The sequence below is a fragment of the Pseudomonas putida genome (assembly GCA_029953615.1).
GTDB lineage: Bacteria > Pseudomonadota > Gammaproteobacteria > Pseudomonadales > Pseudomonadaceae > Aquipseudomonas.
Genome location: CP124529.1, coordinates 3,536,345 through 3,556,071, shown reverse-complemented (window position 1 = coordinate 3,556,071; position 19,727 = coordinate 3,536,345). Strand labels below are relative to the sequence as shown.

Annotated in this window: 16 protein-coding genes and 1 pseudogene; 5 read left to right on the top strand and 12 right to left on the bottom strand. The window is 64.5% G+C overall.

Annotated features, from left to right (window positions below):
- Positions 1-10 precede the first annotated feature (10 nt).
- The 12 genes from QIY50_16335 to QIY50_16280 form a co-directional block, all read right to left on the bottom strand.
- Positions 11-559 (bottom strand): hypothetical protein, encoded by a 549-nt coding sequence (locus QIY50_16335; GenBank protein WGV18992.1) that lies wholly within the window; start codon positions 557-559, stop codon positions 11-13.
- 30 nt (positions 560-589) lie between these two features.
- Positions 590-1,294, bottom strand: a complete 705-nt coding sequence (locus tag QIY50_16330; protein WGV23072.1) for a TetR family transcriptional regulator — start codon at positions 1,292-1,294, stop codon at positions 590-592.
- 206 nt (positions 1,295-1,500) lie between these two features.
- Positions 1,501-3,003 (bottom strand): lysine--tRNA ligase, encoded by a 1,503-nt coding sequence (gene lysS, locus QIY50_16325; GenBank protein ID WGV18991.1) that lies wholly within the window; start codon positions 3,001-3,003, stop codon positions 1,501-1,503.
- Positions 3,004-3,096: 93 nt separating this feature from the next.
- Positions 3,097-4,192 (bottom strand): peptide chain release factor 2 gene (gene prfB / locus QIY50_16320; GenBank protein WGV18990.1). Its coding sequence is split into 2 segments (ribosomal slippage): positions 3,097-4,119 and positions 4,121-4,192, totalling 1,095 coding nucleotides; the frame shifts between segments, so codons are not numbered across the junction.
- A gap of 124 nt (positions 4,193-4,316) precedes the next feature.
- Positions 4,317-5,321 carry a Wsp signal transduction system regulator diguanylate cyclase WspR gene (wspR, locus tag QIY50_16315; GenBank protein WGV18989.1) on the bottom strand — a complete coding sequence of 335 codons (1,005 nt, stop codon included), beginning with the start codon at positions 5,319-5,321 and terminating at the stop codon, positions 4,317-4,319.
- A 51-nt stretch (positions 5,322-5,372) separates the two neighbouring features.
- Positions 5,373-6,386 (bottom strand): Wsp signal transduction system protein-glutamate methylesterase WspF, encoded by a 1,014-nt coding sequence (wspF, locus tag QIY50_16310; protein ID WGV18988.1) that lies wholly within the window; start codon positions 6,384-6,386, stop codon positions 5,373-5,375.
- Positions 6,383-8,680: a hybrid sensor histidine kinase/response regulator gene (locus QIY50_16305; GenBank protein WGV18987.1), complete on the bottom strand. Its 2,298-nt coding sequence runs from the start codon at positions 8,678-8,680 to the stop codon at positions 6,383-6,385. The genes wspF and QIY50_16305 overlap by 4 nt, the downstream gene beginning before the upstream one ends.
- Entirely contained in the window at positions 8,677-9,339 is a 663-nt protein-coding gene (locus QIY50_16300; GenBank protein ID WGV18986.1) for a chemotaxis protein CheW, read from the bottom strand. The genes QIY50_16305 and QIY50_16300 overlap by 4 nt, the downstream gene beginning before the upstream one ends.
- Positions 9,336-10,610 carry a CheR family methyltransferase gene (locus tag QIY50_16295; protein ID WGV18985.1) on the bottom strand — a complete coding sequence of 425 codons (1,275 nt, stop codon included), beginning with the start codon at positions 10,608-10,610 and terminating at the stop codon, positions 9,336-9,338. The genes QIY50_16300 and QIY50_16295 overlap by 4 nt, the downstream gene beginning before the upstream one ends.
- Positions 10,607-11,113: a chemotaxis protein CheW gene (locus QIY50_16290; protein WGV18984.1), complete on the bottom strand. Its 507-nt coding sequence runs from the start codon at positions 11,111-11,113 to the stop codon at positions 10,607-10,609. Before QIY50_16290 ends, QIY50_16295 begins: the two co-directional genes overlap by 4 nt.
- Positions 11,114-11,118: 5 nt before the next feature.
- Positions 11,119-12,741, bottom strand: a complete 1,623-nt coding sequence (locus QIY50_16285; protein ID WGV18983.1) for a methyl-accepting chemotaxis protein — start codon at positions 12,739-12,741, stop codon at positions 11,119-11,121.
- Between the two features lie 172 nt (positions 12,742-12,913).
- Positions 12,914-13,606, bottom strand: a complete 693-nt coding sequence (locus QIY50_16280) for a tellurite resistance TerB family protein (protein WGV18982.1) — start codon at positions 13,604-13,606, stop codon at positions 12,914-12,916.
- Positions 13,607-13,823: 217 nt separating this feature from the next.
- Between QIY50_16280 and QIY50_16275 the strand changes: the two genes are divergently transcribed.
- The 5 genes and pseudogenes from QIY50_16275 to QIY50_16255 all read left to right on the top strand — a co-directional run bounded on the left by QIY50_16275 (position 13,824) and on the right by QIY50_16255 (position 19,309).
- Positions 13,824-14,975, top strand: a complete 1,152-nt coding sequence (locus QIY50_16275) for an ABC transporter substrate-binding protein (protein WGV18981.1) — start codon at positions 13,824-13,826, stop codon at positions 14,973-14,975.
- 150 nt (positions 14,976-15,125) lie between these two features.
- Positions 15,126-16,158: pseudogene (locus QIY50_16270) on the top strand (ABC transporter ATP-binding protein).
- A 1-nt stretch (position 16,159) separates the two neighbouring features.
- Positions 16,160-17,071, top strand: coding sequence for an ABC transporter permease (locus QIY50_16265; protein WGV18980.1), 912 nt, complete (start codon positions 16,160-16,162; stop codon positions 17,069-17,071).
- Positions 17,061-17,867 carry an ABC transporter permease gene (locus QIY50_16260; GenBank protein ID WGV18979.1) on the top strand — a complete coding sequence of 269 codons (807 nt, stop codon included), beginning with the start codon at positions 17,061-17,063 and terminating at the stop codon, positions 17,865-17,867. The genes QIY50_16265 and QIY50_16260 overlap by 11 nt, the downstream gene beginning before the upstream one ends.
- A gap of 17 nt (positions 17,868-17,884) precedes the next feature.
- A complete protein-coding gene (locus QIY50_16255) occupies positions 17,885-19,309 on the top strand; it encodes a gamma-aminobutyraldehyde dehydrogenase (GenBank protein WGV18978.1) in 1,425 nt (474 codons plus the stop codon).
- Positions 19,310-19,727: the final 418 nt, after the last annotated feature.

Genomic DNA, 19,727 nt, shown 5'->3' with positions numbered 1-19,727 from the left:
GCATAGGTAACTACTTGCCGGAACGCTGGAACCGCGCCACTTCAACGAACAGGTCGGAATTGGCCGGGTCGTCCAGGTACGCCAGCACCCGCGCCGACGGGCTGTCGATCAGCACGCCGTCGCCGTTGTCTTCAGGCACCTCGGTGCTGCGCCCGGTCAGCTCCTTCTTGTCCACCGCCTGCTGCACCTGCTCGACATCCAGGTTGTAGACCACCAGTTCCTTGCCATCGACAATATCGAAACCGCCGATAAGGAAGTTGCCACCCAGGCGCTTGGGCACGCCGGCCGACAGGTACCAGCGGTTGCCGTGGCGCGAGACGGTGAACACGTATTCCTCAGGGGCCTTGCCCTTGGCCGTGGCCACCGCCTTGTAGGCATCGGCGCCGCTACGGCTGATCACCAGCTTCAGCGGCTCGCCCCAGGCGTCCTTGCTGTTCCACTTGCCGAGCAGGGCCTTGGGCGCCGCCTGGTTGCTCGGCAAGGGCTCGTGGAAGGTCACCAGACAACCGCCCAGCAGCAGGAATGACAGAGTCAACAACACCACACGCCAGGCTTTCATCAGGTTCTCCTTGAAATAATCGGTCTCGGCTCAGGCCGACGCCAGCACCAGCTGCAGGTATCGGCTAAGCATAGCGAGCATCTGCCCATCGGCTTGCGCGTTCGCATCCTTGAGCAGGCCCTGATATTCCATCTGCTCGATAATCGCCGTCAACATCTGGGCGTCCTGCTCCGGTTGCCGCGAGCCCACCACCTGCAGCAATTGCCGGGTGCCATGCAGCAGGATCTGCTCATGGGCGCACACCAGTTCGGCCAGGCGCGGGCACAGCAGCGCTTCCTGGCGGAAGGCCTGCTCGGCCATCAGGAAGTCGCGACGGGTCAGCAGTTGCCGCTGTACGTAGTCGGCAGTCATGCGCGCTACCTCGTCAGCCAGCCGTGCCCGTGCCTGCGGGCCGCCGTCGCCCTGGGCCAGCAACTGGCGCAATACTACCTCGGTGTTGGCCCACAGCTTGGCCATGTAGGCAGCACTGCGCTCGACGTACTGGGCGAAGGTGTCGGTGAGCAGGTCCTCGATGTCCTTGAAATAGTAGGTGGTGGCCGACAATGGCACACCGGCCTCGGCGGCCACGGCGCGATGGCGCACACCGCGTACGCCGTCGCGCACGACAATGCGCATGGCGGCGTCGAGGATCAGTTGGCGACGCTGCTCGCTGCCCTGGCGGGCAGTTTTGCGGCCTTGGTATTGCACGCTTTCGGCGACGGCGGTGGCGATGCCGGCGGCGCCCTGGTGAGGCATTGCGGGTGTCACGGGGGGTACCTCATGGACAGTGTTTCGTCAGTGCCGGCCTCTTCGCGGGCGCGCCCGCTCCCACAGGGTTCCCACAACAGTCAGGACCTGTGGGGTCCCTGTGGGAGCGGGCGCGCCCGCGAAGAGGCCGGCACTGACAACATAAAGCTTCAGGCAAGAAAAAGCCGCCTCGAAAGGCGGCTCATTCAATTCACTCAGGCCTGCGGACGCATGTGCGGGAACAGGATTACGTCACGGATCGACGGCGAGTTGGTCAGCAGCATCACCAGGCGGTCGATACCGATGCCTTCACCTGCCGTCGGCGGCATGCCGTATTCCAGGGCACGAACGAAGTCGGCGTCGTAGTGCATGGCTTCGTCGTCACCGGCGTCCTTCTCGGCCACCTGGGCCAGGAAGCGCTCGGCCTGGTCTTCGGCATCGTTGAGCTCGGAGTAGGCGTTGGCGATCTCGCGGCCACCGATGAACAGCTCGAAACGGTCGGTAACAGCCGGGTTTTCGTCGTTGCGACGGGCCAGCGGCGACACTTCGAACGGGTACTCGGTGATGAAGTGCGGCTGCTCCAGCTTGTGCTCGACCAACTCTTCGAAAATCATCACCTGCAGCTTGCCCAGGCCTTCGTGGCCCAGCACCTTGGCGCCGGCCTTTTTGGCGATCTCGCGGGCGCGGTCGACGTCCTGCAGGTCGGCAGCGGTCAGCTCCGGGTTGTACTTGAGGATCGAGTCGAATACCGACAGGCGGGCGAACGGTTCACCGAAGTGGAACACCTTGTCGCCGTACGGCACGTCGGTAGTGCCCAGTACCAGCTGCGCCAGTTCGCGGAACAGTTCCTCGGTGAGGTCCATGTTGTCGCGGTAGTCGGCGTAGGCCTGGTAGAACTCGAGCATGGTGAATTCAGGGTTGTGACGAGTCGAAACGCCTTCGTTACGGAAGTTGCGGTTGATTTCGAACACCTTCTCGAAGCCACCAACCACCAGGCGCTTGAGGTACAGCTCCGGCGCAATACGCAGGAACATGGCCATGTCCAGGGCATTGTGGTGGGTTTCGAACGGCTTGGCCGCAGCACCGCCCGGAATGGTCTGCAGCATCGGCGTCTCGACTTCGAGGAAGTCGCGCTCGATGAGGAACTTGCGGATGTGCGAGATCACCTGCGAACGCACACGGAAAGTGTGGCGGGTCTCTTCGTTGACCATCAGGTCGACGTAACGCTGGCGGTAGCGCTGCTCGGTGTCGGTCAGGCCGTGGTGCTTGTCGGGCAGCGGGCGCAGCGACTTGGTCAGCAGGCGCACGTTGGTCATTTCGACGTACAGGTCGCCCTTGCCGGAACGGGCCAAGGTACCTTCTGCGCTGATGATGTCGCCCAGGTCCCAGGTCTTGACCGCGGCCAGGGTTTCTTCCGACAAGGTCTTGCGGTTGACGTAGACCTGGATACGGCCGGTCATGTCCTGAATCACCATGAACGAGCCGCGGTTGAGCATGATGCGGCCGGCAACCTTGACCGGAATCGCTGCTGCTTCCAGTTCTTCCTTGGTCTTGTCCGCGTACTGCTTCTGCAGGTCATTGCAGTAGCTGTCGCGACGGAAGTCATTGGGGAAGGCATTGCCCTTGGCGCGCTCGGCGGCAAGCTTTTCCTTGCGCAGGGCGATCAGGGCGTTTTCTTCCTGTTGCAGGTCTTGCGCTTCGGTCTTGAGGTCGCTCATTTCGTCATTCTTTCCATCAGGTGTTCGGTGCCCCTTTCGGGCAGGGCTCGCGATACCGGCCCCAGGCCAGGTACCGCGGCGGTTGTGTGTGGCTTACAGCCCCTGCTTGAGGCTCGCTTCCAGGTACTGGTCGAGATCACCGTCCAATACCTTCTGGCAGTCGCTGCGCTCTACACCGGTACGCAGGTCCTTGATACGCGAGTCATCCAGTACGTAGGAGCGGATCTGGTGGCCCCAGCCGATGTCCGACTTGCTGTCTTCCAGCGCCTGCGAGGCGGCGTTGCGCTTCTGCATTTCCAGCTCGTACAACTTGGCCCGCAGCATCTTCATGGCGGTGTCCTTGTTGGCGTGCTGGGAGCGTTCGTTCTGGCAGGCCACCACGGTATTGGTCGGTACGTGGGTAATACGCACCGCCGAGTCGGTGGTGTTCACGTGCTGACCACCGGCACCGGAGGAACGGTAGGTGTCGATGCGCAGGTCGGCCGGGTTGATCTCGATCTCGACCTTGTCGTCGATTTCGGGCGACACGAACACCGCCGAGAACGAGGTATGGCGACGGGCACCGGAGTCGAACGGGCTCTTGCGCACCAGGCGATGCACACCGATCTCGGTGCGCAGCCAGCCGAAGGCGTACTCGCCCTTGATATGCACGGTGGCGCCCTTGATACCGGCGACTTCACCTTCGGAAAGCTCGATGATGGTGGCATCGAAACCACGCTTGTCGGCCCAGCGCAGGTACATGCGCAGCAGGATGTTGGCCCAGTCCTGCGCCTCGGTACCACCGGAGCCGGCCTGGATGTCCAGGTAGGCGTTGTTCATGTCCATCTCGCCGCTGAACATGCGACGGAACTCGAGCTGGGCCAGTTTTTCTTCCAGGCCTTCCAGTTCGGTCACGACGTCGCCGACAGCGCCCTCGTCATTTTCCTCGACGGCCATGTCGAGCAGGTCCTGGCAGTCCGCCAGGCCGCCGGACAGCTTGTCCAGGGTCTCGACGACCTGTGCCAGCATGGCACGCTCGCGGCCCAGGGCCTGGGCGTACTCGGGCTTGTTCCAGACGTTGGGGTCTTCAAGCTCGCGGTTGACTTCGATCAGGCGGTCATGCTTGTGATCGTAGTCAAAGATACCCCCGAATGGACTGGGAACGCTCGGTGAGGTCCTTGATGGTGTTCAGGATCGGTTGGATTTCCATGGGCTGGCTACTCGCACGAATTCGGTGAAAAGCCTGCGAGTATAACCGAGTCCGTAGCAGGGCGGCAGACCCGCCGGGCGCCCGAATGGCCGCAATTTCCCTTGTAGGAGCGGTGCAGGCCCTGTCAGGCGATGCCGACCTGGTTGCGCCCACCATTCTTGGCCTGGTACAGGCCTTTGTCGGCGGCCGAAATCAGCTGCCGGCTATGGCTGCCGATGGATGGAGTCTGGGTGGCCAGACCGATGCTCACGGTCAGATACGAGTCAGGCACCGGCGCAGTATGCGGAATACCCAGGCCGAGCACGGTCTGGCGCAGCTTCTCAGCCACCAGGCGTGCCCCACCCGGCGAAGTGTTGGGCAATACCAACGCGAACTCCTCGCCACCATAGCGCGCCGGCAGGTCGGTCGGCCGCGAGCACGAGCCGCGCAGCGCCTCGGCCACCTGGCGCAAGGCCTCGTCGCCGGCCAGGTGACCGAAGCTGTCGTTGTAGGCCTTGAAGAAGTCCACGTCGATCATCAGCAGCGACAACTGCTGCTGTTCACGCATCGCCCGGCGCCATTCCAGCTCCAGATACTCGTCAAAATGGCGGCGGTTGGACAGCCCGGTCAGGCCATCGGAGTTCATCAGCCGCTGCAGCATCAGGTTGGTGTCGAGCAATTGCTGCTGGCTGACGCGCAGGGCGCGGTATGCCTCGTCGCGCTGCAGCAAGGTCAGGTAGGAGCGTGAGTGATAGCGAATGCGCGCCACCAGCTCGATGGTGTCCGGCAGCTTGACCAGGTAATCGTTGGCCCCGGCGGCAAACGCCGCGCTCTTGACCAGCGGGTCTTCCTTGGTCGACAGGACGATGATCGGGATGTCCTGGGTCGCCGGGTTGTTGCGGTATTCACGCACCAGGGTCAGCCCGTCCAGGCCAGGCATGATCAGGTCCTGCAGGATTACCGTCGGCTTGATGCGCACCGCCTGGGCCACTGCCTGGTGCGGGTCGGCGCAGAAGTGGAAATCGATGTTTTCCTCATTGGCCAGGCCGCGCCGTACCGCCTCGCCGATCATGGCCTGGTCATCGACCAACAGCACCATTGCCGAGTTCTCGTTGGCGGTCGCGAAACCTTCGATCGGTAAGTCATTCATACCTGTTCACCCGATCACTGCCGGCCTGGCGGCGTGATTCAATACACTTCGTCATTTTGCGAAAAATTCCATCAAGCGCCCGGCTATGCGTTCCAGCGGGCGGATTTCCACTGCGGCATCGATAGCCGCAGCGGCCTTGGGCATCCCGTACACCGCACTGCTGGCCTGGTCCTGGGCAATGGTCAGGAAGCCCTGCTGGCGCATCAGCTTCAGGCCCTGGGCACCGTCGCGGCCCATGCCGGTAAGCAGCACGCCCACCGCATCGCCGGTCCAGTAGCGCGCCACACTCTCGAAGAACACATCGATCGAAGGCCGGTAGATCTCATTGACTGGTTCGGCAGTGTAGGCCAGTTGGCCGTTCTGTAGCAGGCGGATGTGGTGATTGGTGCCGGCCAGCAACACCTGCCCCGGCTGCGGCGGCTCGCCTTCACGGGCCAGGCGCACCGGCAAGCCGGCAGCGCTGCTGAGCCATTCGGCCATGCCGGCAGCAAAAACCTGGTCCACATGCTGGACCAGCACGATCGCCGCCGGGAATGCCGCCGGCAGGCTCTTGAGCAGTACTTCAAGGGCTGCCGGGCCGCCAGCCGACGAGCCGATCGCCACCAGCCCGCGGTGCTGGGACGTGACCCGTACCGGGGCAGCGACCGAGCGTGCGGCCGGGGCTCGCTGCTGGCCGATCAGCCAGCTTATGTTGAGGATCTTGCGCAGCAGTGGCGCTGCCGCTTCGCGCGGATCGCCCGCCCCCAACGCCGGCGTGTCGACCACGTCGAGGGCGCCGTGGCCCATGGCCTCGAACACCCGGTGCATGTTCTGCTTGCGGTCGACCGTTACGATCACGATGGCGCAGGGGGTTTCGGCCATGATCCTGCGAGTGGCCTCGACACCGTCCATCACTGGCATTATCAGGTCCATGAGGATCAGGTCCGGTAGTTGCTCCGTGCAACGCTGCACCGCCTCGGCACCATTACCGGCCACCCAGATCACCTGGTGCTCGGGCTCGAAGGCAACTACCCGGCGCAGCGCCTCGACGGCCATGGGCATGTCGTTGACGATGGCGATCTTCATCCCTGAGCACCTCCGATCAGCTCAACCACAGCATCCAGCAACGCATCGTCGTGGAAACTGGCCTTGGCCAAATAATAGTCGGCGCCGGCATCCAGGCCACGCCGTCGGTCTTCCTCACGGTCCTTGTACGACACCACCATCACCGGCAGCGATTGCAGGCGCTGGTCGCGGCGCACCAGGGTGACCAGTTCGATGCCGTCCATGCGCGGCATGTCAATGTCGGTGATCAGCAGGTCGAAGTCTTCGCCACGCAGGGCGTTCCAGCCGTCCATGCCATCCACCGCCACCGCAACGTCGTAGCCACGGTTGCCAAGCAGCTTGCGCTGCAGTTCACGCACGGTCAGCGAGTCGTCGACCACCAGGATGCGCTTGCGCGCTACGCCACGGGCGCCGCTGCCGCCGCGCTCGATGCGTTCAAGGCTGCCGGTGCTGAGCAGTTTCTCCAGCGAGCGCAGCAGGTCCTCGACATCAATGATCAGTACCACCGAACCATCGTCGAGCAAGGCGCCCGAGGAAATGTCCTGCACCTTGCCCAGCCGTGGGTCGAGCGGCATAACCACCAGCACCCGCTCGCCCACCAGCCGCTCCACGGCCACGCCGTAGAGTTGCTCACGTTCACGGATCACTACCACCCGCAGGCTGCTCTCCTGCGCTTGCCCGGCCGGGCGGTTGAGCAGCTGGCTGGCCGCGACCAGACCGATGTGCCGGCCTTCGTGCCAGAAGTGCTGGCGCCCTTCGATCTGCACGATCTCGTCGGCGCCCACTTCCAGCGTGCGTTCGATATGGGCAAGCGGGAAGGCATACGCCTCGCCGCCTACCTCGACCACCAGGCTGCGCACCACCGACAGGGTCAGCGGCACCTGCAAGTGGAAACGGCAGCCCTGCCCGGCCGACTGGGTCAGCTCGATCGAACCGCGCAGCTCACGGATCATGTGCTGCACCGCATCCAGGCCGACGCCGCGCCCGGACACCTCGGTGACCTTGTCGCGCAGGCTGAAGCCGGGCAGGAACAGGAACGTCAGCAACTCTGCCTCGCTCATCCGCGCCACCGTGTCGGCGGGCGACAGGGCACGCTCGACGATGCTGCTGCGCAGGCGCTCAAGGTCGATGCCAGCTCCGTCATCGATCAGTTCAAGGCTGAGCATGCCGGCCTGGTGCAAGGCTCGCAGGCGAATCACGCCCTCCTCCGCCTTGCCCGCCAGCAGACGCCGCTCGGGCAGCTCGATGCCGTGGTCGACCGCGTTACGCAGCAGGTGGGTCAGCGGCGCTTCGAGCTTTTCCAGGACATCGCGGTCAACCTGGGTCTTTTCCCCTTCCACCAGCAACCGCACCGGCTTGCCCAGCGAGCGGCCAAGGTCCCGCACCATGCGGCTCTGGCCGGTCAGCACATCGGCAAACGGCCGCATCCGGCAGGCCAGCGCAGTGTCGTAAAGCAGTTGCGCGCGCTGGCTGGCCTGCCAGCCGAACTCGTCCAGGTCGCTAGCCTGCTGCTGCAGGATCTGCTGGGTTTCTGCCAGCAAGCGCTGGGTCTGTGCCAGGGCTTCGAGCACCTCGCTGCTCTGACCACTGCCCTCCAGCTGCGTGCGCAGGCCGTCGAGCGCCTGCATGCCCTGGCCGTGCATGCGCTTGAGGCGCTGCAGGGTGGCCAGGTAAGGCTTGAGCCGCTGGGTTTCCACCAGCGACTTGCTGGACAGGTCGAGCAGGCTGTTGAGGCGGTCGGCGGTTACCCGCAGCACCCGTTCCGAACCTTCGCCCGCGCGCTTGCCGGCCTTGCGATGTGAGGCCGGCTCGGGTTCGGGCGCCAAGGGCTCGACAGGCAACGGAAACGCTTCGGCTTGCATGGCTTGCACTGGCGTTTCCGGCGCCGCTGGCAAGGCAGGTGGCACGGGGGGCATGACTGCCCCACCAGGATCAAGCAGGTTGGCCATTTGCGCGAGGAACACCGGCAGGCTCGCCTGCGCCACGGTGTCACCAGGCGTAGCAATGCGCATCAGCAGGTCAGTGCCCTGCAAAAGGGCGTCGATATGCTCGGCGCTCAAACGCAGGCGGCCCTCCTGGGCAGCTACCAGGCAATCTTCCATGACGTGGGCAACGCTGACACCCGCATCCACCCCGACGATCCGCGCCGCCCCCTTCAGCGAGTGGGCGGCACGCATGCAAGCCTCGAGCTGGTCGGCCTGCGTAGGGTTACGTTCCAGCGCCATCAGGCCGACGCTGAGCACCTGGGTCTGCGCCTCGGCCTCCAGGCTGAACAGTTCGAGCAACGATGCGTCGCGCATTTGCTCTGGGGTCATGACAGGCTCCGCTGCACGGCAGACAGTAAGTGTTGATCGTCCAGCACTCGCACGCTACGGCCACGCCATTGCAGCACCGCAGCGGTGAAGTGGGTGGCGTCCTGACCACTGCCCGGCAGCAGCGGGTCGAGCCGGTGAATGCCGTCGATTTCCTCGACCGCCATCACTACCGGCCCCCCCTTGGCGGCCAGGATCAGCATGCGCGGCATCGATCGGCCGCTGCGTTGTTCGCCAGCGCTGGCCTGTACCCCCAGCAGGTCGGCCAGTGACAGGCAGGGCACCAGCGCACCGCGCACGTTGGCCACCCCAAGCAACACCCGCGAGCGCTGGTGGGGCAGTGAATGCACCGCTTGCAACGGGGCAATTTCGGCCAGGCAGGCAGTGGCCAGCGCCAGCCACTCTTCCCCCAGGCGGAACAGCAGCATGGAGCGGCCACTGCTTTCCTCGACCGGCGGCGCCATGGCAGCCTGATGGTCCTGCATCAGCGCGTAGCGATCGAGCAGGCGAGTGGCAGCAGCGGCGTAGACTTCGCAGTTGCGGCAGTGAACGTGACGCTCCAGCAGCGGGCACTGCTTGTCGCCGTGCACGCCGATGCGGTTCCAACAGTCGTCGATGTGCGCGTCATCCTCGGCGAGCAATTGCATCGCGGATTCCTTCATCGTTCAGACTCCCGGCCAACCCGCGCAGCGCGCTCCTGCAGGCGCCGGGCACCGGCCAGGTCGCCCTGGGCCGCCAGCAAGGCCGCCAGGTGCACCAGCGCCTCAGGGTGCTGCGGCTCCAGGTACAGGGCTTTGCGGTAGTGGCTCAGCGCCTGCTGCGCATCGCCTTCGGTATCGCTCAGCAGCCCAAGCCAGTAGTAAACCTGCGCCGCAGGCGCGAACTGGCCCAGGTAGCGCTGGCATTCGGCACGGGCCTGCTCGCTGGCGCCGGCGTTGGCCAGCCGGGCAATGCTGGCCAGCAACTCGCTGGCCTCCTCGCGTTTCTGCGCGCGGGCCGGTGCGGGCCTGGCTGGCGTCGGCAGCACGCGTAGCGGCCGGGGCAAGGGCGCGTTCGCGGCGGAAAAGCCTGGCGTCGCCAAGGGTGGCAAGGTGCGCCGCACGGGCTGCACCGGGGCCGGGGCCCGCGCGGCGGCGCCGTCCTCCTGGCGCACGTAGGCAAACGACTGGGCAACCCCCAGCGGGCGCATGCCCAGGCGTGCCAACAAGCTGCCTTCGGCCGGGCCGATGAACAGCACGCCCTGTGGGTGCAGCAGGCGCTTGAGCACTTCGAACACCCGTTGCTGGGTCGGTACATCGAAGTAGATCAGCAAGTTGCGACAGAACACGAAATCGTACAGGCCATCGCGGCTGGCCAGCGTCGGGTCGAGCACATTGCCCACCTGCAGGTTGACCTGCTCGCGCACCCGCTGATGAAGGTGGTGGCCTTCTTCGACGACATCGAAGTAGCGCTCGCGAAAGCTCAGGTCGCTGCCACGGAAAGCATTGCGGCCGTACACGGCCTGCACGGCCTTGGCCACCGAACCGGGGCTGATGTCCATGCCGTCGATCAGAAACGCCCCCGGCGCGATGCCGGCATCGAACAGGGCCATGGCCAGTGAATAGGGTTCCTCGCCGGTCGAACAGGGCAGGCTGAGCAAGCGCAGCGGGCGCGCCCCGGCCAGCTCGGCCAGGCGCTTGTGTGCCAGGCTGGCCAGCGCAGTGAAGGATTCGGGATAACGGAAAAACCAGGTTTCCGGGACAATCACCGCCTCGATCAGTGCCTGTTGCTCATCCAGCGATCGCTGCAGGTACAGCCAGTAATCATCCAGATCCGCGGCGTTGGCCTCCAGACAACGCTGGCGTAGCGCACGCTCGACCATGGGCGCGCCCACCGACTCCACATCCAGGCCGATGCGGTCGCGCAGGAAGCGGAAGAAACGCTGTTCGCTCATGTCGGCCTCCCTGTCGGATCATCGGCGTACAGCAGCTCGTGCACGGCATCGGGCAGCAGATCGTTGACTTCGATGCACTGCAACAAGCCCTGTTCATCCTGGCGCACCGGGCCCAGATACGGGGCTTCGCCGCTGTCTACGCCATACGGCTGGAACTCGTCGGGGTGGCAACGCAGGGTTTCGGTGGCCTGTTCCAGGATCAGGCCAAGCTGCAGGCCATCGCGGTAATGCACCAGCACCAGCCGGGTACTGGTGCGTTGCGCCGCTGGCTGGCCAAAGCTCAACGCTGCCAGGTCGATCACCGGCACCAGCAGGCCTCGGTGGGCAAGAATGCCCGCGACCCAATCAGGCGCCTGAGCGATCGGCTTGAGCGGCTGGCGCGGTAGCACCTCGATCACCTCGTGCACGCTCAGGGCAAAGCGCTGCTCCTTGATGCGAAACTGCAGGTACAACGCCCCCTGGGCGTTGCCCGCTCGCGCAGCACGCGGTTGCAATTCATTCATCGCGGTCAGACTTTGAAACGCGACACGCCGCCACGCAGGCCGGCGGCCACCTGGCTCAGCTCGTCGATGGCGAAACTGGCCTGGCGCAACGACTCGACCGTCTGGGTGCTGGCATCGCTGAGCTGCGCCAGCGCCTGGTTGATCTGTTCGGCACCGGTGGCCTGGGCCTGCATGCCTTCATTGACCATCAACACGCGCGGTGCCAGGGCCTGCACCTGGTGGATGATCTGGCTAAGTTGCTCGCCCACCTGCTGCACCTCGAACATGCCGCGGCGCACCTCTTCGGAAAACTTGTCCATGCCCATGACCCCGGCCGACACGGCGGACTGGATCTCGCGCACCATCTGCTCGATGTCGTAGGTGGCCACGGCAGTCTGGTCGGCCAGGCGGCGCACTTCGGTTGCCACCACGGCAAAGCCGCGGCCGTACTCGCCGGCCTTCTCCGCCTCGATGGCAGCATTCAGCGACAACAGGTTGGTCTGGTCGGCGACCTTGACGATGGTCACCACCATCTGGGTGATGTTGCTGGCCTTCTCGTTGAGGATGCCCAGCTTGGCGTTGACCAGGTCGGCAGCGCCCATCACCTGGTGCATGGTTTCCTCCATGCGCGCCAGGCCCTGCTGGCCGGAGCCGGCCAGGCTGGAGGCCTGATCGGCGGCCGAGGTGACTTCGGTCATGGTACGCACCAAGTCGCGCGAGGTGGCGGCGATTTCCCGCGAGGTGGCGCCGATTTCCGTAGTGGTGGCGGCGGTTTCGGTGGCGGTAGCCTGCTGCTGCTTGGAAGTGGCGGCGATCTCGGTTACCGAGGTGGTCACCTGCACCGACGAGCGCTGGGCCTGGGCCACCAGGTTGGCCAGGGCTTCGGCCATTTCGTTGAAGCCGCTCTCGATGGCACCGAATTCGTCCTTGCGGTCCAGGCTCAGGCGCATGCTCAGGTCGCCCGAGCGCAGTTTGTCGAGGGCGTGGACAATGCGCTGCATGGGCGCGGTGATGGCGCGCATCAGCAACAGGCCACACACGCCTGCGGCTATGATTGCCAGCAGGAGCGAAATGATCATGCTGCCCTTGGCCGTGCTCACTGCACCGACAATCTCGTTGGTGTCGGTGTCGGCCGCCAGACGGTTGTGTTCAATCACCTCGTTCAGCAGCTTGCGACCGTCCAGCCAGGCCGGGGTGAGGACATCGGTGATCAACCGCTGGGCCTCGGCATAGTCGCGCTGGCGATAGGCGTCGAGGACCTGCCCGACAATCTTGAGGTAGGTAGCCTCCATCTGCACGAAGGTGTCGAAGCGCGTCTGGTCGTCATCGTCCTGAATGGTGTTCTGGTAACTGGCCATATGCGCCTTGAGCCGGTCCTCGAAGCTCTTGAACAGCTCTGCATCGGCAGAGGTGAATTCGCGGTGGTTGGACAGGCCCACCAGCTGCTGGCTGGTGACGTAGCTGTCGACCCAGGCGCTGCGGATCATCGAGCTGTAGTAGAGGCCGGGAATGCTGTCGGTCCCCACTGCCTGCTCGGCGGAGGCGATGGTCACCAACCGCGAGTAGGCGGCCACGATCATCAGCAGCATGATGGCGATGATCACGGCGAAACTTGCCAGGATCCGTTGGCGCAAGGTCCAGTTCTTCACATTCAGCCCTCAGGAATTCACAACGAGCGGGGAAATCGCCGAAGTATAGCCCAGGCGCCCGGCGCTCATGCGGCTGAAATGTGCGGCTCCCACCTCGACCGCATGACCTCAGGCCATGTGCGATCCCTGTGGGAGCCCGGCTTGCCGGCGATGGGCTGCAACGCAGCCCCCATCACTGGCCGCCAGCAAGCCTTGCCTGGCTTTCCAGTTCCTGGCGCAGGCCAGGGTCCAGGCGTAACTGGCGGGCCAGTTCGTCCAGGTAGGCACGCTCCATGAAGTTCTCCTGGTCGATCATCATCACGCTGGCCAGGTACATCTCGGCAGCCATCTCCGGCGTTTGCGCGGCACGGGCCACTTCGGCCGGGTCCAGTGGCCTGTTCAGCTCGGCATGCAGCCAGTGCTGCAATTCGCGGTCTGTGCCCAGGCGCGTGAACTCGCCCTCGATCAGCGCCCGCTCGCGTTCGTCGATATGGCCATCGGACTTGGCCGCCGCCACCAGCGCCTGCAGCACCGCCTGGCTGTGCTGCTCGGCCTGGGCCGGCGGCAGGCGGTCGACCGTCTGTGGCTCGGTGGCGGCCATCTGCTGGCGCGCCTGCCAGTTGCCGTAAGCCTTGTAGGCCAGCACACCGAGCGCTGCCAGGCCGCCATAGGTGAGGGCCTTGCCGCCATATTTGCGGGCTTTCCTGTTGCCCAGCAGCAAACCCATTGCACCTGCCGCCAGGGCGCCGCCACCGGCACCGGAAAGCAGGCTGCCAAGGCCGCCGGCACTGGCAGCTGGCTTGCCAGCGCTGCCCTTGCCGGCCTGGCTGGCGAGCAAGTCCTGGCCGGACTTGAGCAACTGGTCGAGCAATCCCCGGGTATTCATCAAACGGTCTCCACATTGGCCAAGGGAGCCGTCAGGTTAAGCCCTGCCCGCGCGATCGCCATGGGGGATTTGCTTCCGGATGTTGCATTGGCTGGCAAAAAGCCAACTAGACTCGATATCGCCAATACCGCGCGCAACCGCACTACGCTTATAACGATTGCTTCACGGCTTGCTTGACGACTGCCTCCGACCAAAATCTCCAAGAAGAGGGAACACCATGTCAGTGCACAAGACCGCATTGCTCGGCGCCACTGCCTGCGCCGTGCTGGCCAGCGCCGGCTTGCAGGCTGGCGAACCGCCCAAGGCCCTGGGGCCCGGCGAGGGCCGCCTGGACATCGTCGCCTGGCCCGGCTACATAGAGCGCGGTGAAAGCGACAAGGCCTACGACTGGGTGACCGGTTTCGAGCAGGAAACCGGCTGCAAGGTCAGCGTGAAGACCGCCGCCACTTCGGACGAGATGGTCAGCCTGATGACCAAGGGCGGCTACGACCTGGTCACCGCCTCGGGTGATGCGTCGCTGCGGCTGATCGCGGGCAAGCGGGTACAACCGATCAACACCGACTTGATCCCCAACTGGAAGAACATCGACCCACGGCTGCAGAACGGCGGCTGGTACGTGGTCGACAAGCGAGTCTATGGCACCCCGTACCAGTGGGGGCCGAATGTTCTGCTGTACAACACCGAGGTGTTCAAGCAGGCACCCACCAGCTGGGGCGTGCTGTTCGAGCCGCAGAACCTGCCCGACGGCAAGCCGAACAAGGGCCGCGTGCAGGCCTACGACGGGCCGATCTACATCGCCGATGCGGCGTTGTACCTGAAGACGGCCAAGCCGGAGCTGGGCATCCAGGACCCATACGAGTTGAACGAAGCGCAGTACAAGGCCGTGCTGGAACTGCTGCGCCAGCAGCAACCGCTGATTCACCGCTACTGGCATGACGCCACGGTACAGATGAGCGACGTGAAGAATGAAGGCGTAGTCGCCTCCAGCTCCTGGGGTTATATGGTCAATGGCCTGAAGGCCGAGAAGCAGCCCGTGGCCTCGACCATCCCCAAGGAAGGCGCGACCGGCTGGGCCGATACCACCATGCTGCACAGCGAGGCCAAGCACCCTAACTGTGCCTACAAATGGATGGACTGGTCGCTGCAGCCGAAGGTACAGGGTGACGTGGCAGCCTGGTTCGGTTCGTTGCCTGCAGTACCGGCGGCCTGTACCGGCAGCGAGCTGCTGGGGGCCGAGGGTTGCAAGACCAATGGCTTCGACAACTTCGACAAGATCGCCTTCTGGAAAACCCCGCAGGCCCAGGGGGGCAAGTTCGTGCCGTATAGCCGCTGGACCCAGGATTACATTGCGATCATGGGTGGGCGCTGAGGTTGCCTGAATGCCTGGCCCGGCCTCTTCGCGGGCTTGCCCGCTCCCACAGGTAGGGCACCGGCCTTGAAGGCTGTGTAGTACCTGTGGGAGCGGGCGTGCCCGCGAAGAGGCCGGCACAGGAGAAACTTTGATGCCTGGAGCCCACGCATGCCCCTAGCCGTTCAGTTCACCCAGGTCTCCCGCACCTTCGGCGAGGTCAAGGCCGTCGACCAGGTCAGCATCGACATCGTCGATGGCGAATTCTTTTCCATGCTCGGCCCCTCTGGCTCGGGCAAGACCACCTGCCTGCGCCTGATCGCCGGCTTCGAGCAACCCACCAGCGGTTCGATCCGCATCCACGGCGTCGAAGCCGGCGGCGTGCCGCCCTACCTGCGCGACGTCAACACCGTATTCCAGGACTACGCATTGTTCCCGCACATGAACGTACTGGACAACATCGCCTACGGCCTGAAGGTAAAGGGCGTGGCCAAAGCCGAACGCCACAGCCGCGCCGAAGAAGCCTTGGCGATGGTGGCTTTGGCCGGCTACGGCGGGCGTAGGCCGGCGCAGCTGTCCGGCGGCCAGCGTCAGCGCGTGGCCCTGGCCCGTGCGCTGGTCAACCGGCCACGGGTACTGCTGCTGGACGAGCCGCTGGGCGCGCTGGACCTGAAATTGCGCGAACAGATGCAGGGCGAGCTGAAAAAGCTGCAGCGCCAGCTGGGCATCACCTTCATATTCGTCACCCACGACCAGACCGAGGCGCTGTCGATGTCCGACCGTGTCGCAGTGTTCAACCGCGGCCGTATTGAGCAGGTCGACACCCCGCGCAACCTGTACATGCAGCCGGCCACCCCCTTCGTTGCGGAATTCGTCGGCAGCTCCAACGTGGTGCGCGGCGAACTGGCCATGGCGCTCAATGGCAGCCCGGCGCCCTTCTCCATCCGCCCCGAACACATCCGTCTCGGTGACCCGGCCACAACCGGTGAGCATGTCCAGGTCAGCGGCCTGCTGCACGATATCCAGTACCAGGGCAGTGCCACCCGCTACGAGCTGCAGCTGGACAGCGGCCAGTTGCTGGCGGTGAGCCAGGCCAACGACCGCTGGCAGGCGCAGGCACACGGCCTGGCAACCCGGGCAACGGGTCCAGGCCCACTGGCCCCGCGAAGCCATGACGCTGCTGCAGGAAACCGAGGGCCGCTGACATGAGCACATTGCGCGGCCTGTCCAACCTGCTGTACCGGCGCCCCAACCTGTACCTGGCCCTGCTGTTGATCCCGCCACTGACCTGGTTCGGCGCGATCTACCTTGGCTCGCTGCTGAACCTGCTGTGGCAGGGCTTCTATACCTTCGACGACTTCACCATGGCGGTAACCCCGGACCTGACCCTGGGCAATTTCACCGCACTGTTCAACCCGTCGAACTTCGACATCATCCTGCGCACCCTGGGCATGGCGCTGGCGGTGTCGCTGGCCAGTGCGGTGCTAGCCTTCCCTGTCGCCTACTACATGGCGCGCTACACCAGCGGCAAGACCAAGGCATTCTTCTACATTGCAGTGATGATGCCGATGTGGGCCAGCTACATCGTCAAGACCTACGCCTGGACCCTACTGCTGGCCAAGGGCGGCGTGGCCCAGTGGTTCGTCCAGCAGCTGCACCTGGATGCCTTGCTGCAAACCGTACTGGCCGTGCCAGGCGTGGGCGGCAGCACCCTGTCGACCTCGCACCTGGGCCGCTTCATGGTGTTCGTGTATATCTGGCTGCCGTTCATGATCCTGCCGATCCAGGCTTCGCTGGAGCGCTTGCCGCCGTCGTTGCTGCACGCCTCGGCAGACCTCGGCGCCCGGCCCGGGCAAACCTTCATGCAGGTGATCCTGCCACTGTCGATCCCGGGCATTGCCGCCGGCTCGATCTTTACCTTTTCGCTGACCCTGGGCGACTTCATCGTGCCGCAGTTGATCGGCCCGCCCGGTTATTTCATCGGCAGCATGGTCTATGCCCAGCAAGGGGCGATCGGCAACATGCCGATGGCCGCCGCGTTCACCCTGGTGCCTATCGTGCTGATCGCGGTGTACCTTTCCATCGTCAAGCGCCTGGGGGCCTTCGATGCACTCTGAAAAAGCCTCGACCGGGCTGCGCCTTGCCGCCTGGGGCGGCTTGCTGTTCCTGCACTTTCCGATCCTGATCATCTTCCTGTACGCCTTCAATATCGAAGACGCAGCGTTCAGCTTCCCGCCCAAGGGCTTCACCCTGAAGTGGTTCGCCGTAGCTTTCGCCCGGCCCGATGTGCGGGAGGCGATCACGTTGTCGCTGCAGGTGGCCTGCCTGGCCACGCTGATCGCCCTGGTGCTCGGCACGCTGGCCTCGGCGGCGCTGTACCGGCGCAGCTTTTTCGGCAAGGAGAGCATTTCGCTGATGCTGATCCTGCCCATCGCCCTGCCCGGCATCATCACCGGCATCGCCCTGCTCTCGGCGTTCAAGACCCTGGGGATAGAGCCTGGGGTGTTCACCATCGTGGTCGGCCACGCCACGTTCTGCGTGGTGATCGTCTACAACAACGTGATCGCCCGCCTGCGGCGCACTTCGCAGAGCCTGATCGAAGCCTCGATGGACCTGGGCGCCGACGGCTGGCAGACCTTCCGCTACATCATCCTGCCCAACCTCGGCTCGGCGCTGCTGGCCGGCGGCATGCTGGCCTTTGCCCTGTCGTTCGACGAAATCATCGTCACCACCTTCACCGCCGGCCACGAACGCACCTTGCCGATCTGGCTGCTCAACCAGCTCAGCCGCCCGCGCGACGTGCCGGTGACCAACGTGGTCGCCATGCTGGTGATGCTGGTGACCATGCTGCCGATTCTTGGCGCCTATTACCTGACCCGTGGCGGCGAAAGCGTCGCGGGCAGCGGCAAATGACCCTGGAGGATTCCCCGATGCAAACGCAGATGCTGATCAATGGTCAAATGGTCGCTGGCCAAGGCCCGGCCTGGACCGTGCTCAACCCGGCGCTGGGCACTGCCCTGGCGCAGATCAACGAAGCCAGCGAAGCCCAGGTGGACAGCGCCGTACGCGCCGCCGACCAGGCCTTCGACAGCTGGTCGCAAACCAGCCCCAAGGAGCGCTCGCAAACCTTGCTGGCGCTGGCCGACGCTATCGAAGAACATGGCGATGAACTGGCCAGGCTGGAATCGCAGAACTGCGGCAAGCCGCTGAGCGCCGCGCTGAATGACGAGATCCCGGCGATTGCCGACGTGTTCCGCTACTTTGCCGGTGCGGCGCGCTGCCTGGGCGGCTCGGCAGCCGGCGAGTACCTGCCGGGCCATACGTCGATGATCCGCCGCGACCCGCTGGGCGTGGTGGCTTCGATCGCGCCTTGGAATTACCCGTTGATGATGCTGGCGTGGAAGATCGCCCCGGCCCTGGCGGCCGGCAATACGGTGGTGATCAAGCCCTCCGAGCTGACCCCGCTGACCGCCCTGCGCCTCGGTGAACTGGCCCGGGACCTGCTGCCAGCGGGGGTGCTGAACATTCTCTTCGGCCGTGGCCAGACGGTCGGTAACCCGCTGGTCACCCACCCCAAGGTGCGCATGGTGTCGCTGACCGGCTCGATCCCTACCGGCGCACACATCATCAGCGCCACTGCCGACAGCGTGAAACGCATGCACATGGAACTGGGCGGCAAGGCCCCGGTTTTGGTGTTCGATGATGCCGACATCGACGCCGCCATCGACGGTATCCGCACCTTCGGCTTCTACAACGCCGGCCAGGACTGCACCGCCGCCTGTCGGCTGTATGTGCAGGACGGCATCTACGAGCGTTTCGTCGAACGCCTGGGGGCCGCAGTGGCCAGCCTCAAGCCAGGCCTGCAGGATGCCGAGGACACTGAACTTGGGCCACTGATCAGTGCACAGCACCGCGACAAGGTCGCAGGGCTGGTGCAACGGGCCATCGCCCAGCCGCATATTCGCCTGGTGACGGGTGGCAAGGCGATTGATGGCGACGGTTTCTTCTTCGAGCCGACGGTGCTGGCCGATGCGCTGCAGGATGACGAAATCGTGCGCAATGAAGTGTTCGGCCCGGTGGTGTCGGTGACCCGCTTCAGCGACGAAGCGCAGGCGCTGGAATGGGCCAACGACTCCAACTACGGCCTGGCCTCATCGGTCTGGACCCGCGACACCGGCCGCGCCCACCGCCTGGCGGCGCGCCTGCAGTATGGCTGCACATGGGTGAACACCCACTTCATGCTGGTCAGCGAAATGCCCCATGGCGGGCAGAAGCATTCGGGGTATGGCAAGGACATGTCGATGTATGGGCTGGAGGACTACACCTGTGTGCGGCATGTGATGATCAAGCATTGAGGGTAAAGCCTGGGCTGAGATCGGCACCTCAGTCCGGGAGCTTTCCTGCAATCGGTTCGGCCCATTCCTAATGCCACATCCTTTAGCTTGTAGTCATCGAAACTGGATTATCACGAGGCTGGATGACATGAAATATCGAGGACAACGAGCAAAGGTGAAATACAGCAAGGAAGACCATTCATGGGTCGGGCACCTTTGCACGACTTGCGATATCGTCGGGTTTCACGCTCGGTCGCGCAGGCTATTGCCTGCCGCGTTCAAAGAGGCAGTGGACGACTATTTGGAAGTAGCCAATAGAAAGGAGTAAGTATCAACGCCTGACTTTGCGCGATTTCTGTGGGAGCGGGTTCATCGAGGCGTCGAACCGCCGCGAACACCGGCAAAGCCGGTGCCCTACACCGAGTCGCCTTCTTCGCGG

Excerpts from the sequence above, each read along its gene's own strand:
- QIY50_16260 (WGV18979.1), top strand. The coding sequence starts at position 17,061 with ATGCACTCTGAAAAAGCCTCGACCGGGCTGCGCCTTGCCGCCTGGGGC.
- QIY50_16295 (WGV18985.1), bottom strand. The coding sequence starts at position 10,610 with ATGAGCGAACAGCGTTTCTTCCGCTTCCTGCGCGACCGCATCGGCCTG.
- lysS (WGV18991.1), bottom strand. The coding sequence starts at position 3,003 with ATGAGCGACCTCAAGACCGAAGCGCAAGACCTGCAACAGGAAGAAAAC.
- QIY50_16300 (WGV18986.1), bottom strand. The coding sequence starts at position 9,339 with ATGAAGGAATCCGCGATGCAATTGCTCGCCGAGGATGACGCGCACATC.
- QIY50_16305 (WGV18987.1), bottom strand. The coding sequence starts at position 8,680 with ATGACCCCAGAGCAAATGCGCGACGCATCGTTGCTCGAACTGTTCAGC.
- QIY50_16330 (WGV23072.1), bottom strand. The coding sequence starts at position 1,294 with ATGCCTCACCAGGGCGCCGCCGGCATCGCCACCGCCGTCGCCGAAAGC.
- QIY50_16335 (WGV18992.1), bottom strand. The coding sequence starts at position 559 with ATGAAAGCCTGGCGTGTGGTGTTGTTGACTCTGTCATTCCTGCTGCTG.
- wspF (WGV18988.1), bottom strand. The coding sequence starts at position 6,386 with ATGAAGATCGCCATCGTCAACGACATGCCCATGGCCGTCGAGGCGCTG.
- QIY50_16280 (WGV18982.1), bottom strand. The coding sequence starts at position 13,606 with ATGAATACCCGGGGATTGCTCGACCAGTTGCTCAAGTCCGGCCAGGAC.
- QIY50_16255 (WGV18978.1), top strand. The coding sequence starts at position 17,885 with ATGCAAACGCAGATGCTGATCAATGGTCAAATGGTCGCTGGCCAAGGC.
- wspR (WGV18989.1), bottom strand. The coding sequence starts at position 5,321 with ATGAATGACTTACCGATCGAAGGTTTCGCGACCGCCAACGAGAACTCG.
- QIY50_16275 (WGV18981.1), top strand. The coding sequence starts at position 13,824 with ATGTCAGTGCACAAGACCGCATTGCTCGGCGCCACTGCCTGCGCCGTG.
- QIY50_16265 (WGV18980.1), top strand. The coding sequence starts at position 16,160 with ATGAGCACATTGCGCGGCCTGTCCAACCTGCTGTACCGGCGCCCCAAC.
- QIY50_16290 (WGV18984.1), bottom strand. The coding sequence starts at position 11,113 with ATGAATGAATTGCAACCGCGTGCTGCGCGAGCGGGCAACGCCCAGGGG.